The organism is Brachyspira pilosicoli (assembly GCF_008016535.1).
Taxonomy (GTDB): Bacteria; Spirochaetota; Brachyspiria; order Brachyspirales; family Brachyspiraceae; genus Brachyspira; species Brachyspira pilosicoli_A.
In genome coordinates, this window is record NZ_SAXY01000074.1 from 26,528 (window position 1) to 41,134 (window position 14,607).

14 protein-coding genes are annotated in these 14,607 nt (G+C 24.9%); 3 read left to right on the top strand and 11 right to left on the bottom strand.

The genetic code is table 11. The features are described 5' to 3' along the window. Positions 1-182 precede the first annotated feature (182 nt). Positions 183-1,118 carry an integrase core domain-containing protein gene (locus tag EPJ72_RS12305; protein ID WP_147732408.1) on the bottom strand — a complete coding sequence of 312 codons (936 nt, stop codon included), beginning with the start codon at positions 1,116-1,118 and terminating at the stop codon, positions 183-185. A gap of 308 nt (positions 1,119-1,426) precedes the next feature. Between EPJ72_RS12305 and EPJ72_RS12310 the strand changes: the two genes are divergently transcribed. After that, the gene (locus EPJ72_RS12310) at positions 1,427-2,338 is read left to right on the top strand and encodes a site-specific DNA-methyltransferase (RefSeq protein ID WP_199749295.1); all 912 of its coding nucleotides are present in this window, start codon (positions 1,427-1,429) and stop codon (positions 2,336-2,338) included. Continuing rightward, positions 2,328-2,912 carry an Hpy99I family type II restriction endonuclease gene (locus EPJ72_RS12315; protein ID WP_147732409.1) on the top strand — a complete coding sequence of 195 codons (585 nt, stop codon included), beginning with the start codon at positions 2,328-2,330 and terminating at the stop codon, positions 2,910-2,912. The genes EPJ72_RS12310 and EPJ72_RS12315 overlap by 11 nt, the downstream gene beginning before the upstream one ends. Before the next feature lie 113 nt (positions 2,913-3,025). Here EPJ72_RS12315 and EPJ72_RS12320 read toward each other — a convergent pair whose 3' ends face one another. The 9 genes from EPJ72_RS12320 to EPJ72_RS12360 form a co-directional block, all read right to left on the bottom strand. Next, complete coding sequence (locus tag EPJ72_RS12320; protein ID WP_147732410.1) at positions 3,026-3,280, bottom strand: hypothetical protein; 255 nt, start codon at positions 3,278-3,280, stop codon at positions 3,026-3,028. Positions 3,281-3,432: 152 nt separating this feature from the next. Further along, positions 3,433-3,879: a hypothetical protein gene (locus tag EPJ72_RS12325; RefSeq protein ID WP_147732411.1), complete on the bottom strand. Its 447-nt coding sequence runs from the start codon at positions 3,877-3,879 to the stop codon at positions 3,433-3,435. Between the two features lie 576 nt (positions 3,880-4,455). Next, complete coding sequence (locus EPJ72_RS12330; RefSeq protein ID WP_147732412.1) at positions 4,456-5,493, bottom strand: hypothetical protein; 1,038 nt, start codon at positions 5,491-5,493, stop codon at positions 4,456-4,458. Continuing rightward, positions 5,481-6,233, bottom strand: a complete 753-nt coding sequence (locus EPJ72_RS12335) for a pyridoxine kinase (RefSeq protein ID WP_147732413.1) — start codon at positions 6,231-6,233, stop codon at positions 5,481-5,483. The genes EPJ72_RS12330 and EPJ72_RS12335 overlap by 13 nt, the downstream gene beginning before the upstream one ends. Before the next feature lie 191 nt (positions 6,234-6,424). Next, positions 6,425-7,021 carry a 4'-phosphopantetheinyl transferase family protein gene (locus EPJ72_RS12340; protein WP_147732414.1) on the bottom strand — a complete coding sequence of 199 codons (597 nt, stop codon included), beginning with the start codon at positions 7,019-7,021 and terminating at the stop codon, positions 6,425-6,427. Between the two features lie 2 nt (positions 7,022-7,023). Beyond that, positions 7,024-8,100 carry a toxic anion resistance protein gene (locus EPJ72_RS12345; RefSeq protein ID WP_147732415.1) on the bottom strand — a complete coding sequence of 359 codons (1,077 nt, stop codon included), beginning with the start codon at positions 8,098-8,100 and terminating at the stop codon, positions 7,024-7,026. 20 nt (positions 8,101-8,120) lie between these two features. Continuing rightward, positions 8,121-8,639, bottom strand: a complete 519-nt coding sequence (locus tag EPJ72_RS12350; RefSeq protein ID WP_147732416.1) for a 5-bromo-4-chloroindolyl phosphate hydrolysis family protein — start codon at positions 8,637-8,639, stop codon at positions 8,121-8,123. Positions 8,640-8,710: 71 nt separating this feature from the next. Then, the gene (locus EPJ72_RS12355; RefSeq protein ID WP_147732417.1) at positions 8,711-10,435 is read right to left on the bottom strand and encodes a class I SAM-dependent methyltransferase; all 1,725 of its coding nucleotides are present in this window, start codon (positions 10,433-10,435) and stop codon (positions 8,711-8,713) included. Positions 10,436-10,518: 83 nt separating this feature from the next. Next, positions 10,519-11,394 carry an EFR1 family ferrodoxin gene (locus EPJ72_RS12360; protein WP_147732418.1) on the bottom strand — a complete coding sequence of 292 codons (876 nt, stop codon included), beginning with the start codon at positions 11,392-11,394 and terminating at the stop codon, positions 10,519-10,521. A 162-nt stretch (positions 11,395-11,556) separates the two neighbouring features. Here EPJ72_RS12360 and EPJ72_RS12365 point away from each other — a divergent pair, with 162 nt between their 5' ends. Further along, complete coding sequence (locus EPJ72_RS12365) at positions 11,557-12,771, top strand: peptidase M30 (protein WP_147732419.1); 1,215 nt, start codon at positions 11,557-11,559, stop codon at positions 12,769-12,771. A gap of 77 nt (positions 12,772-12,848) precedes the next feature. Here EPJ72_RS12365 and ptsP read toward each other — a convergent pair whose 3' ends face one another. Continuing rightward, positions 12,849-14,594 carry a phosphoenolpyruvate--protein phosphotransferase gene (gene ptsP, locus EPJ72_RS12370; RefSeq protein ID WP_147732420.1) on the bottom strand — a complete coding sequence of 582 codons (1,746 nt, stop codon included), beginning with the start codon at positions 14,592-14,594 and terminating at the stop codon, positions 12,849-12,851. Between the last annotated feature and the right edge of the window lie 13 nt (positions 14,595-14,607).

Genomic DNA, 14,607 nt, shown 5'->3' on the forward strand with positions numbered 1-14,607 from the left:
AAGAACTATAGCATCTACATTATTTTTTGTGTTGCATGTTCTATATAATCATTAATTATTGTTTCTATAGTATTATTCATATATAAATTAACCTAATAATGTTTTGTATATTATAATTTTTTAAAAAGTATGAGAAATGTATTATGAATTTTTTTTAATTTTTATTATTCAGATTGTATATGTCATGGAGCCATAGATATTGTACTTTTACTTGCTATAATATTTTTGATTCTTTCTTTGATTGTAATATAACCTAACGAAGAAATCAATCTTTGATTGTTATAAAAATGTGTATATTCTTTTAATTTTTCTCTCAATAATTCTACAGTTATATTTTTATTTAATCGTGAATAAAATTCTCTTTCGTCTATACCGTGTACTCTTTCTACTACGCCATTGTATCTTGGTGTTGCTACAGGAATATATCTCCTCTCTAATTTATTTTTTAAGCAGTATTCATCAAAAATATTTATTTTAGGAGTATTAATACAGCGGTATGTATATTCCATACCATTATCGGTCTGTATAGCTTGTATCTTAAAAGGTGAAGTTTTTAAGACATACTTTAAGAAAGATAAAGCACTATAAGGTGTTTTATCCTCATAGATTTGCCTCCAACTATAACGAGTAGCTAAATCTACAGCAGTGAACTGATAGACTGTTTTTCTGCCTAATTTGATATATTTAGTATCTATTTGAACTATTTTGCCTTCTTTTTGTATTTTAGAGACAAATTTTCGTTTATCATATCGCTTCTTTTTCTTTTTTGTTTTATATCTCCAAAGATTATTTCTTTTTAGTACATTCTCTATAGCTGTAACACCTATCTTAATGCCTTCACGATTTAAATATGCTTTAATATAATGTTTTCCCCTATACTCTTCAGTATAGAGTTTAATAATTAAATTAATAGCTTCTTGATTATTAAAGATATTTGGAGAAGTTTTCGGTCTAGTACTAAAATTAGCAACTGTTCCAGTATTTTTATATTTCTTAATCCAAGTATAAAAAGTAGATTTGGGTATTTCTTCTATCTTTAGAAATCTTTTAATATTTTTAGTTTCTAATGCTTCATCCACTATAAATAATTTAAATTCTGTGCTATAATCTTTTTTCATAGTAGCATCCTTTTTATTTGTTTTATGTTCAAAATATTATAACAAGGATACTGCTTTTTTTATACTAAAAAATGTCCAATATCTCATACTCCTTAACAATTCAGATTGTATACATATTGATTTATGATTTTGCATAACATATAATATTTTAACAATGCTAAAAACTTACTAATTGGATAAAATAAATATATAAACACTAATAGAAAATATATAAATAAAATAATTTTTACTATATTTATAATATAGTTTTTATAAAATTAATTTACACACTTATAATAAATAAAAATAAATTATAAAGGCAAAATTAAATGTTAAATAATATGACCGAATCTAAAAATAAAAATTTAAATGAAATCATTGAAGATACATTGTTTATAGATAGTAATAATCTAGATTATGAAAAATTAAATGATATAGATTGTGTATTTAAAGTTGATAATATATTAAATAATTTATTTATATCTGACTGTGTAGACTTTATGAAAAAATTACCTGACAATTGCATAGATCTTACTATAACCTCTCCACCATATGATAATTTAAGATGCTATAATGGATATAGTTTTGATTTTGATTCTATAGCTTTAAATTTATATAGAATTACAAAAAAAGGTGGTGTTGTAGTATGGGTAGTTGGGGATAAAATAAATAAAGGAAGATCTTTAACTAGCTTTAGGCAAGCTTTATATTTTCAAGAAATAGGTTTTTTTATGCACGATGTTATGATATATGCAAAAAAAAATACTCCTTTTATGAGATCTAATGCTTATACTAATTGTTATGAATACATGTTTATACTTTCAAAAGGTAAACCAAAAACATTTAATCCAATAAAAGAAAAAACTGTTAGGAGTGGTTTTGAAAAACTTGTAGCAAATAAAAAATCTGATGGAGTGAATAAAAAAGTTTTAAAAGAGTTGAAAACAGAAAAGACTAAAAATAATATATGGTTTTATGCTGTAGGATTTGGTGGTACTACAGCAGATAGAGAAGCTTTTAAACATCCTGCTGTATTTCCAGAGAAATTAGCAGAAGATCATATACTATCTTGGAGTAATGAAAACGATATTGTTTTTGATCCTATGTGTGGTAGTGGTACTACTTGTAAAATGGCATTGATAAACAAAAGAAATTATATTGGTGTTGATATAAGTGAAGATTATATAAAAATAGCTAAACAGAGATTAAATAAAGTCGAAAATAATCTCTATGAAAAGTAAAAATGTTTATTTAGTTAATACTAAATTAATAAAATATAATGGTATTAATATTCTACCTAATTCTGTAGCTAAGTTAATAAATTATGATTCAAATAATATTAATGTTTTATTTATTGGAAAGAATATAGTTTTAAATATTCCAAGTAATTTTATGGAAGAAATTAATGTTAATAATACAGGCAAAGGATTTAGTAAGAAAATATGTAATATATGCCATATATTAAAAAATAATGAAGATTTTGAAATTAATCAAACAGATGCTAAAGGCATAAAAACTACTAGACCTTCATGTAGAATGTGTAGGAAAGATATAAATGGTACTCCTATGATGAAAGATGAAGAAAAAAGAATGGAATCAATTAAGCCAGCTAAAAATAGTATATTTAAATGCCCAATATGTGAAAAAACTAGTATTGTTGGTGTAACTGCTAATTTAGTAAAGGATCATAATCATGTTACAGGTAAAGCTAGAGAATGGATATGTGATAGTTGTAATACAGGATTAGGTAGATTTAAGGATGATATTGAAATATTAAAAAGAGCAATAGATTATCTTAATAAAAATGACAATTAAAATTTTATCTCTCTACATAAAAAATATCTTTTATAATTTCATTTGATCTCTCGAATGGAAATTGCCAAGTATTTTTTAAATCTTCAATTGTATAATTCATTAATCCCCCTCAATTATAAAGCAGGTGCATGCTTACCTTTATTAGTACCATTAGGGTGTCTAGGACAATAACCATTAGTTAATGACTGCAAAGATTTGTTTTTAGTTCCGCAATACTTACAGAAATATTCCGACTTTTCTCCTCCCTCATAAAGTTTATGTTTTCCTTTATTTGTACCATTTGGATGCCTATGACAGTAACCGTTAGTAAGTGAAGCTATTGAAGAATATTTAGCTCCGCAGTATTCACAGTAAAAATTTTGAGACATAACGAACTCCTTTGCTTTTATGATAAATTAATTATATATTAAAGTTAAACTAAAACCACAATAATTTTTTATATAGTGTAAAAATAAAAGGCTTCACCTTAAAATTTTTTAAACCTTCAAGTAAAGCCTTTTAGTAAAAATATAATAGATTATTATTTTTTATTACAAACTATATCCTTACCTATAGTATCAGGTACTACTGTATTTTTTGTAAATCTAACTGTTACAGAAGTATCAGTAAATTTTAAAGTACCTGATACCCTACCATCACCAGAATCAAAAGTATAATCAGCACCAGAGCCATTTACAGTAGGTATATAAAATCCATCAAAACTACTAGGTGCAGTAGCATCATTAGCATCAGGACGTATAGCTAATTTTCCATCTTTTACTGATACCCATGCATATGCTGCCGTTAAAGTTGGACCATAACCCGAAGCATCAAAAGTTTTTGTTGATACATAAGTATTGCCGTTAAACTGCTCTATCCCTTTTGAATCATCAATAGTAGAACCCGTTTTGTCAGAATTGGAACAGCTTATTGAGAAGATGCCCACTAAAAATAGGCTTAAAAAGATTGTTAGAATTTTTTTACTCATAGTAAAACTCCTTAAAATTAATTTTATTATAAACATTCTTAAAAAATGTTTGCTCTCATATATTAGGGTTTCAAGCTCGCGTAAAATAAAGTCTATATTCGTACTATTATTGTAATTCCGCACTCCCTCAAAAACTAGGGTTTTAAGCTCTTTTAAAATACTTTGATTAATAGTTGAAATTATTGAAATGTTATTAAAAACTATATGATTAAAAAAATTGTGCAAAGAAAATATCGACTGAAAATAATATAAAATAGATAATAATAAATAATTTGAAAAGTTTAAACTTATCTCATTGTCTTGTCTTGTCTTGTCTTGTCTTGTCTTGTCTTGTCTTGTCTTGTCTTGTCTTGTCTTGTCTTGTCTTGTCTTGTTAAGAAAATAAAGCTTTTCATATAAAAATATTATACTTTAAATAATTATTTTGTCAATTTTTTATATGATTTTAATTGAAATTATTTATAAAATTTTATTAAATTAAAAATTAAAACCGCACGATTAATGAATTTATACATAAAATAAAAATGTTATTATTAATAAACTTATATTTTAAAACCAATTAAACGTGCGGAGAAATTATCTTGTAAACATCTTGACGTATCTTTCTCTATATTTATAGCTTAATAGCTTTTTATTATATAATTCAGAGAGTTCTTTTATTTCTGTATTATCCATTTTTTCTGTGTCTATTGCATAAATATAACTATCTTCTTTAAAACCTTTTATCATAATATTTATATAGCTATTAAATTTTTTATCCAAAAATATTTTAAAGAAGAATATAGAAAATACTAAGATTAGAGAATTAACTATAACATATGCCAAAATAAAAATATAATAAGAATATGTAAACTTTTTACCGCTGCTAAGTATAAAAAAACCTTCTCCCTGATATATGGCTGTTTCAAATAATAAATGCTTCTTTTTAAAAGTATCCCAATCATCTTCCTGATATTTAAGTTCATTATCATAATAAATTAAAGCTGCATCATAACTATTTGCAAATCCTTCATAATCTATATTATCGGATTCCAAAGAAAAAGTAGTTTGTGCTTCATATATAATATTATCTTTTACATCACTATAAGAACTAGAAATCCTGCCGTTAAATGCCCAATTAAAAATGCTGTATAATATCATAAATATTAAAGCAACAACTATTGATACACATACTACAAAATTTGATGATAAAGAAGAGAAAAAAGTATTGTTATTTTCAATGCTAAATAAATAGAAAAAATATATTATATGACTAATATAAAAAATAAATATTACATGATATATTCTAGTTAAAAAAGAAGCAATTATACTTTCTCTTAAAAATATTCTATCAAGCGAGAAGAAATTAAAAGCATAAAATAATCCCAATATAGATAATATAAAAGGCATCAAATAAATAACTAGATAAAAAAATAGTTCAATCCTAGAATATTTCTTAACATTATAAAAGAATACACATACAAAATAAAATGAACATAAAAACTCTATACAAATTAATATATTCATTATATATATATTAACATTGAGTATCATATATGCACACATAGATATAATAGTTAAAGAAGATATTGCTGCTGCTATAAAATTAATATTATATTTAATTAGTTTTTCCACTCTATTTCCCCTGTTTTTGCTATATCATACAATTTTTTAATCATATTATAATCTAATCCCAAAAATGAAGCATTATTTACCAAATTATATACAGCACTTACAAATATAGGCTGAGTATGTAATATATTTTCTTCAACATATGGATATGATGATATTATCCTAGATATATTAAACAAAATAGCTATAAGTCTTGATGAAGAAGATAACTCATCATTTTTGATTGAATACGGTAATATGCTTTTTGCAGCTATTGCTATAAATATTGGATTAATATTCTCTAAAGTAGATATATTATCAATAGAATTATCTATCATTTCTTTTGCTTTATCTCTAAACTCCTTAACATCATATTTATATTCGTTGTAAATAGGAAGATATGCAATATAGCTTGTATGCATTATATCTTTTAATATTAAAAGTACAGATAAATAATTAATTAACTCATCATCAGTAAGATTAAATTTATCATCATTAATAAAAGAATATTCCTCTCCGTTTTCATTTTTTATTCTAGTAAATACTATCTGTTTTATTATATTACTTTTTAGAGTTTGATAAGTATATGCCGTATAATCTATAAAAGATTCATTATTATTAGATTTTTTTATAAGTTTAATAATAGATTCTCTTTGAACTTCATAACTTTTATCATAACCCGGTATATGTGATAGAAACTCAAAATCTATATTATTTTCTACATATTCAATAAACTTGTTGTAAGCGTCATTTCCCAAAAGCACAAAAACAATCCTATAATATTTTTAGTATAATTCTGTTTATCATATTCGGTAAAATTTGCATATATATAAGATAATTATTTTTTATAATATTTTTATGCAGCAAATATTATATATAGTTTTATTTTATATAGTATATTTTTATAAAATTATGAAATAATTTATATACGATACATTTTTACATAATAAAAATATTATATAGAAATATCTATTTGAGGGAGTACAGGATAAGAAAATATCATATTGAAATTAAAATCATCTGTTTTTATTGTAACATCTCTATCTTTTATATCAGAACATAAACTTATTATATAAGAATCATCAAGAATAAATGTAGCAAAAAATAAATTATCAGCATTATATATTACTCTTTCATCTAAATCTATTTCTATAGAATCTTTTATATCAAAAATTACCTTGCCAAGTTTTTTTATATAAGCCTCTTTTAATGTCCATAAAGTAAAAAAATCTATTTCTAATTTCTTTGAAGATTTTAAAAACTTACACTCTTTAAAATAAAAATATTCGCTTGCAATATCTAAAAATTTTCTCTCTTTAATAAACTCAGCATCAACTCCTATAGCATCATCAGACATTCCAATACAAATTAAATCTTTACTATGAGAACCATTAAAAAATATATTATTCTCATTTTCAAAATAAGGCTTACCATTATTATTTCTTTTTATTATTAAACTATCTTTATTATAATGCTTATAAGCCATCTCGTTTGATAAACTTTCTATATTGCCATTACATTCATTATTAAAAACATATTTTAAATAAATCATAATTATTCTTTTGCATTCAATATTTTGTTTTTAAGTTCGTTCTCAATGTTTGCTAATTCCATTTCAGCATTTTTTCTTTTTTCTCTTCCCTCATTCTGTATCTTTATTACTTCGTCCAATGTAGAAATTAGTTGTTCATTTGTGTGTTTTAATGTTTCAATATCAACTATAGCTCTTTCAGACTCTTTTGCTGTTTCTATAGTAGAAGTTTTTAGCATATCAGCATTTTTTCTAAGAAGTTCATTAGTGGTGTCAGTAACTGCTCTTTGTGCTTTTGCTGCTTCATTAGAATGATGAAGCCCTATAGCTAATACCATCTGATTCTTCCACAAAGGTATAGTATTAACGAGTGTAGACTGAATCTTTTCGCTCATAACAACATTATTATTTTGAACCATTCTTATTTGCGGTATAGTTTGTATTGATACTGCTTTAGTTAGCTCTAAATCATGAAGTCTCTTTTCAAATCTATTAGCTAAATCTTTATAATCTCTTACAGCCTGTGCATCTTCTTGGGAGTTAGTTTGTTTTGCTTTTTCTTCTAATTCTAATATTTTTTTGTTTATATCATTATTTAATTTCTCTTTTCCAGCTTTAATATATAATTCAAGTTCTTTTAAATAATCCAAATTATAATCATACATTTGGTCTAATATACTAATATCTTTTAATAATGTTCTTTGATGATTTTCTAATATCTTTATTATACCGTCAATATTAACTTCAACTTTAGAATATTTAGTTTTTAATTTGCTTAAATTATTAACACCTTTCTTAAAAAAACCAAATATACCTTTAGATTCTTTTTCTATATCAAAACCTTTAAGCTCTACTATTAAATCACTAATAGTATTTCCTATATCTTCCAAATCTTTATTCATCACAGTGCTTAATGTATTTTCAGAAAATTGAACCATTTTATTTTGTGCAGCAGAACCATAAGACATTATAGAAATAGAATCTTCTAAATTTATACTATTAGATAACTCTTTTATTTTGTTATTGTCACTATCACTTATTTTAGAATCTATACTTTTTTGAATATCTAAACTTAAAGAATTATTATTATTTTCTTGCATAAATAAAAACCTCCAAAAAATTATATTAATCCATCTTTTTCAAGCATGTTTTTTAGTACATCTATATCGCTATTTATATCAATTAATTTATTTTCATTCATCTCAAGAAGCATTTTTTTTAATGCCTCATTCAATTTGATTATAGCATCTTCTATCTCTAAAGAAGTGTTTTCTATATTAGCATTTTTAACAGGCAAATTGCAAAAGTCAATATAATATTTAAGCATTTTTATAGCAGTTGGAAGATGATATTCATTTATCTTTTGAAGTTTTTTCTCACCTTCTTTGTTAGCCTTAGAATAAGCAACCATATTGTCAAGTATAGAAATCATTTCAGATAAAGCAGGATTAAGTTCAGCGTCATTAATATCTTTTGAATATTCTTTTATTTTTGATATATTTCTTTTTGTTTCTAATACTACTAAACTTTCTTCATCATTATTAAAATTATTATTAGAATATTCTTTATCATTATCTACAGGAAAGTTTATGTCTAAATTTAGTTTTAATTTTTCAAAAATATATTTATCTTCTTCCATTTTTAGCAATTTAAAATTAAATAAAATATGTTAACTTTTATTATAAACAATAAAATTATTATTGCAATATATTACTTTACCTTTTGATATATACACTCAAATGTATCTCCAAGATTAAATCTTTGTGCAAGTTTTTTATATAATTTTTCAGAAGCTTTAGAGTTTTTAAAAATCTTAAATACATCAGTAAATCTATTATAATAAACACTCTGATTTTCTAAACTAATTCTTTTAAGTGAATATTTAGCAAAAAACATATCCAAAGATTTAGGATTAGCCTCAAAAGCATGATCGCTCGGAACTATAGAATAATAATTTTTATTAAACCTACCGCTTACCCCATAACCATTAGGCATAGCTAAAGCAAATATACCATCATCTTTTAAAGAATATAAAATACTTTCAAAAATTTTATCAAAATTATAAATATGCTCTACAACATACCAAGCAGTGATTATATCATATTTTTTTTCTATATAATTAAAATCAAGTAAAGAACAATTATGAACATTTAGGTGTAGTGTATTAACACAGTAATTTGAAGCATACTCGCTTATCTCTATACCCTCAGTGATATATCCATAATTAGAAGCCTCTCTAAGAAAAAAGCCCATCGCACTTCCAATATCTAAAACTCTTCCATTTGGTTTTATTTTTTTTATCTTTTCTATTCTTCTTTTTGCCAAGCGGCTTAAATTTTCAACATCTTCTTCATAAGTTTTTCCATATTGTTTTTTATAATCCTCTACAAAATATTTTGATGAATAATCTGTAAAAGGAGATAAAAAATATTTTCTAAACAAAGTATTACAATGGTGGCATTTATATAAATTAGATTCCAAATTTCTATTTTTTCTTTCTATATTGGTGCTTTTGCAGAAAGGACATTTTATATCTTTAAAATCTTTTATATTATAAAAAATTGTCTTTAGTCTCTCTATAGATTCATCAGTATTTATTTGCCGAGCATTCTCTATTAAACTATTTTGCTTTTCTTTATTGTTTATAAAACTCTCTATTTTTTTTATACTTTCATCAATATCAGCATCTTCAAAAAATCCTAAATTAAAAAATATGTCATCGCACTTATTAGCTAATTCATCATGATATTTAGTAGGAGAAAATAGTATAGTAGGAATCTTTGACTCTATACATTCAAAAGCGGTAAGCCCAAAATATGTTATAACTGCAGAATATGAATTAGTAAATATATCCTTTGAAAAATCAATATATTCTATATTAGAAAACTCACTTTCTCTTTTAAAATCTATTATTACAAATTTTTTATGAGTTATTTTTGATATTATTTGAATTGCTTTATCTTTTAATTTTTTATTAAAGCCCAAATAAACAAGTATAGGAGATTTTTCATTATATGTAGGTTTTATAGAATTATTTAATATAGTAGTAATAAATGGCTTAATATTTACCTCCTTAGAGTTATCCAAATTAGGGAGCATCTCTATTACAATATCAGCTAACCTCCTCTCGCTTCCAATACTATCCACTATTATAACAGATGATATTTTTTTAAAATAACTTATATATTTCTCTTCAACCTCTCTCGCATCAACCAATATTATATAAGGAGATATATCTTTTATATTTTCAAATTGAATAGTTTTTATATCAGCTTTTTTATATAATTCGCTTTTCTTATTTACAGATGAAAAAGTAAAATCATATATATCGCTTAATCTATTAGCAATAAGGCTCATTCTAGTAAAATGTCCATAGCCATATATACCATTAATATCTGTTATTATGCATATATTTTTTTTTATATTATTTGTCATACAAACTCTTTTTATAGAAAATTAAAATCAATAAGAATAATGCAAAATTATACAACAAAAACTTATAATTACAAATAATATAATTATAGTGTATTATTTTTTATCTTTTCTTCAGCATTTTTAAAATATCTTTCATAAGCTTTTTTACAATAATTTTCATGCTTACTCTTTTGATTTTGTGGAGGGTTTTCAAATTTATATGGACCATTTACCTTCCAAGCTGTAAGAATTCCTATATTTATAGCATTTACTGGACATCTAAAAGCACAGCTTGCACACATAACACACTTATTTTTAAATTTAATATCTCCATTATCATCATTATAAATATTATTAACAGGGCATTTTTTTACACATAAATTACAATGAGTACATATGTTTTTTACTTTAAAAAGATTGCCATTAACTTTCATAGCAGGATGCTCTATTCTAAAAAGAAAAGCAATAAATCTTGAAAGAGGAAATTTTTTAAGAAATACTTTTTTATTATCTAATATCTCTTTTAAATCTATAGCACATAATTTTTTAGCAGTATTCCACATCTTTGAAGCCATCTCATCAGTATGTCTAAATACCAAATTATAAGGCATAACATAATGATACTCATTTGTAAGTATATATCCTTTTTTATTTAATCTAGCCATTAAAGGTTCTGATGAAATGTTATTTATTGATAGAGGTTCTCCGGAAGTTTTTAATATAAATATTTTTTTATCTTTAGTTTTTGGAAATAATTTTATTAAATCAAAAATAGGGTATGGGGCATTAAAACCATGAATAGGGTAGGCTAATCCTACATAATCATAATCATTTGGATTTGGCAGATTATCAAAATTATCTGTAACTCTATATAATGTTATATTTATATTATTTTCTTCAAGATTTTTTTTATATTCATTTACAACCTTTTCTGTATTACCTGTACCAGAAAAATAGTATATAATTGCATTTTTATTCATTTTATTATAAATACCTTTTTATATGATTTTTTAATTTTATTATAACAAAAAAATATAATATTTAAAGTTTAATTATATTTAAGAGTTTTATATATTAGACATGCTTGACTTTTGTTAATAAATGGTTAAAATTATGACAAATATTAGGATATACTTTATATTATGAATTTCAAATTAATTTTTATAACTCTTATAAGTTCGATTTTAATTTCTTGTTACAGCCCATTTTATTCTATTGATACTGATGGTTTTTCTGTATACAGAGCTTCTTCATATGGAAGCAGTCTATCTTCAGATTTTGTAAAAGCTACTATTGTTAAAGAGACAGAAAATTTAATTGTATATATAGAAAGAGGTGAAACTTATAATTCTAGCAGTTTAGATTTAGTTTGCGAAGAGTTTGAAAAACATTATGATAAAGAAAAATCAATTTACGGTAATCATACCGATGTTGATAAAAATGGCAAAATTATTATTTTATTCTTGGATTTAAATCCTAAATACGGCAGCAGCAGCTCCATACTTAACGGATATTTTAATCCTGCAGATTTAATAAATGGTCAGGGCAATAATGCTGATATGCTTTATATGGACTTAGGATGGCTTAATAATAGTCCATATTATATGGCTGGAACAATATTGCATGAATTACAGCATTTGATAAATTATAATGTTAATGTTTTAGAAAATGGAAGTGAAATGGATGTATGGCTTAATGAGGCTTTATCAGAATCTACTTCTGTTTTGTTTAATGAAACTACTATAAATAGCAGAAATAAAGAATTTAATAATATAAATTATTATTGCTTTTATACTTGGGATTTACCAATAAATGTATTTGCTAATTATCCTTCTGCTTCTGTTTTTATGAATTGGCTTTATATTAAAAATGATTATAATGAGAATGTATTTAAAAATATTGCTGCTTTCAAATCTACTTCATCATATAATAGAGTTTTATCTCAAGTAACTACAGTTTCATCTACTTGGGATGATTTACTATTTCAATGGATAGATGATATTAATAGCGGTATTGTAATAGGGGCTAAAATTAATAAAATTAAAAATACTGTTAATACATCTATACCTTTATATCCTGGTGCTTTATTGGCTTTTGATTCATCTAACATAGGAAATGTTGATACTAGTAATTCTCTTTTAAAAAGTAAAAGAAATAATGGTTTATTGATATTATTGAATAGTGATACATATACAGGAAATAGTCCTACTTCTATAAATATTACATTAGCTCCTACTAGCAGTTCTATTTTAAGAAGTGCAAAATCATCTATAGCAGAGAGTTCATATTCAGATAATTCATATTTAGAAGTAATAAGTAATACTAAACCTAAATATAGAAATATATTGTTGAAATAAAATTAACTAAATAGTTATATATTAAAAAAGGAGCTTCAATTAAATATTGAAACTCCTTTTTATTTTCTAATAAATTATTAATAACTTATAGTTTCGCCTCTTTCATGAACTTCTAAGAATCTAAGTAGTTCAGCTTTTACTTCTTCTGCAGTAGATAAAGTTAGAACTCTTTTAGCAAGCATAGCACATTCGCTCTTATCTAAAGATATAATCATTTTTTTAACTTCAGGTATAGATATAGCAGACATAGAAAATACATCAAGTCCTAAACCAAATAGCAAAGGCACAGCAAGTAAATCACCGGCAAGCTCTCCGCACATTGATATGATAATACCATTAGCATGAGCACCATCTATAGCCATTTTTATAGCAATAAGCACAGAAGGGTTGTAAGGGTCGCATATAGAAGCAATTTTTTCATTACCTCTATCAGAAGCTAAAGTATATTGAGTTAAATCATTTGTACCTATAGAGAAGAAATCAGATTCTCTAGCAAAAGCTTCAGCTCTAAATACAACAGAAGGTGTTTCTATCATCATTCCAAGCTCTAAACCTTCATTAAAAGCTATATTTTCTTTTACTAATTCTAATTTACATTCATTGAATATATTTTTAGCCTTTCTAAGTTCCTCTATAGATACAATCATAGGAAGCATAACTTTAATTTTTCCAAAAGCAGAAGCTCTAAGTAAAGCCCTAAATTGAGTTTTTATAATAGCAGGTCTATCTAAACATATCCTCAAAGCTCTCCATCCCAAAGCAGGGTTTTCTTCTTTTGGCATTTCCAAATAAGGTAAATATTTATCTCCTCCAATATCCATAGTTCTTATTGTAACAGTATGTCCGCTCATAGCTTCAGCAACTTCTTTATATGCCCTAAATTGCTCATCTTCTGTAGGGAAGTTAGTATTTTCCATAAAAAGAAACTCTGTTCTATAAAGTCCGATACCATCAGCCCCATTTTTTAATACTCCGCCTAAATCTGCAGGAGAACCAATATTAGCATAAACTCTTATTTTTGTTCCATCTTTAGATATAGCATCTCTATGAGCATATTCTTTTAATAAAGCCCTTTTCTTATCAAATTCTTCTTTTAACTTTTCACACTCTTCTATTGACTTCTCAGTTGGTTCTATGATTACTCCGCCAGTATTACCGTTCAATATAATAATATCTTCATTTTTTACTTCTTTTATTATTTCGCCAATACCCACAACAGCAGGAATCTCTAATGATCTAGCCATAATGGAAGTATGAGAAGTACGGCCGCCTATTTCTGTAATAAAACCTAATGTGTTATCTAAATCTAAATTAGCAGTGTCAGATGGAGTTAAATCTCTTGCTACAACTATAGAGTTTTCAGGAAGGCTAGATAAATCTAATATCTTCTCTCCTCTGATATTTCTTATCCATCTATCAGCTATATCAGTTAAATCATTAGCCCTTTCTCTCAAATATTCATCTTCTACTTCGCTTAAAATTTGTTTGTATACTTCTATACCTTTTGATAAAGCATAATCAGCAGCAACTTTATCATCAGTAATAATATTATTTACCTCTTCTAATAAGTCTTCGTCCTCAAGTAAAGTAATATGTGCATCAAATATACTAGCCTTTTCTGTAGAAACTTTTTTAGAGATTGTTTCTTTTATCTTTTCAAGCTGTTCTTTAGTTTGATTTCTAGCCTCAAGGAGTTTGATTTTTTCTGTCTCTGGATCTTTGCATGGACATTTATTCAGCTCTATTTTTTTAGGGTTAAATATATAAATTTTACCTATTGCTATACCGGGAGAAACCCCAATACCAGTTATTCTTTTTTCCATAAGTTGTTATCCA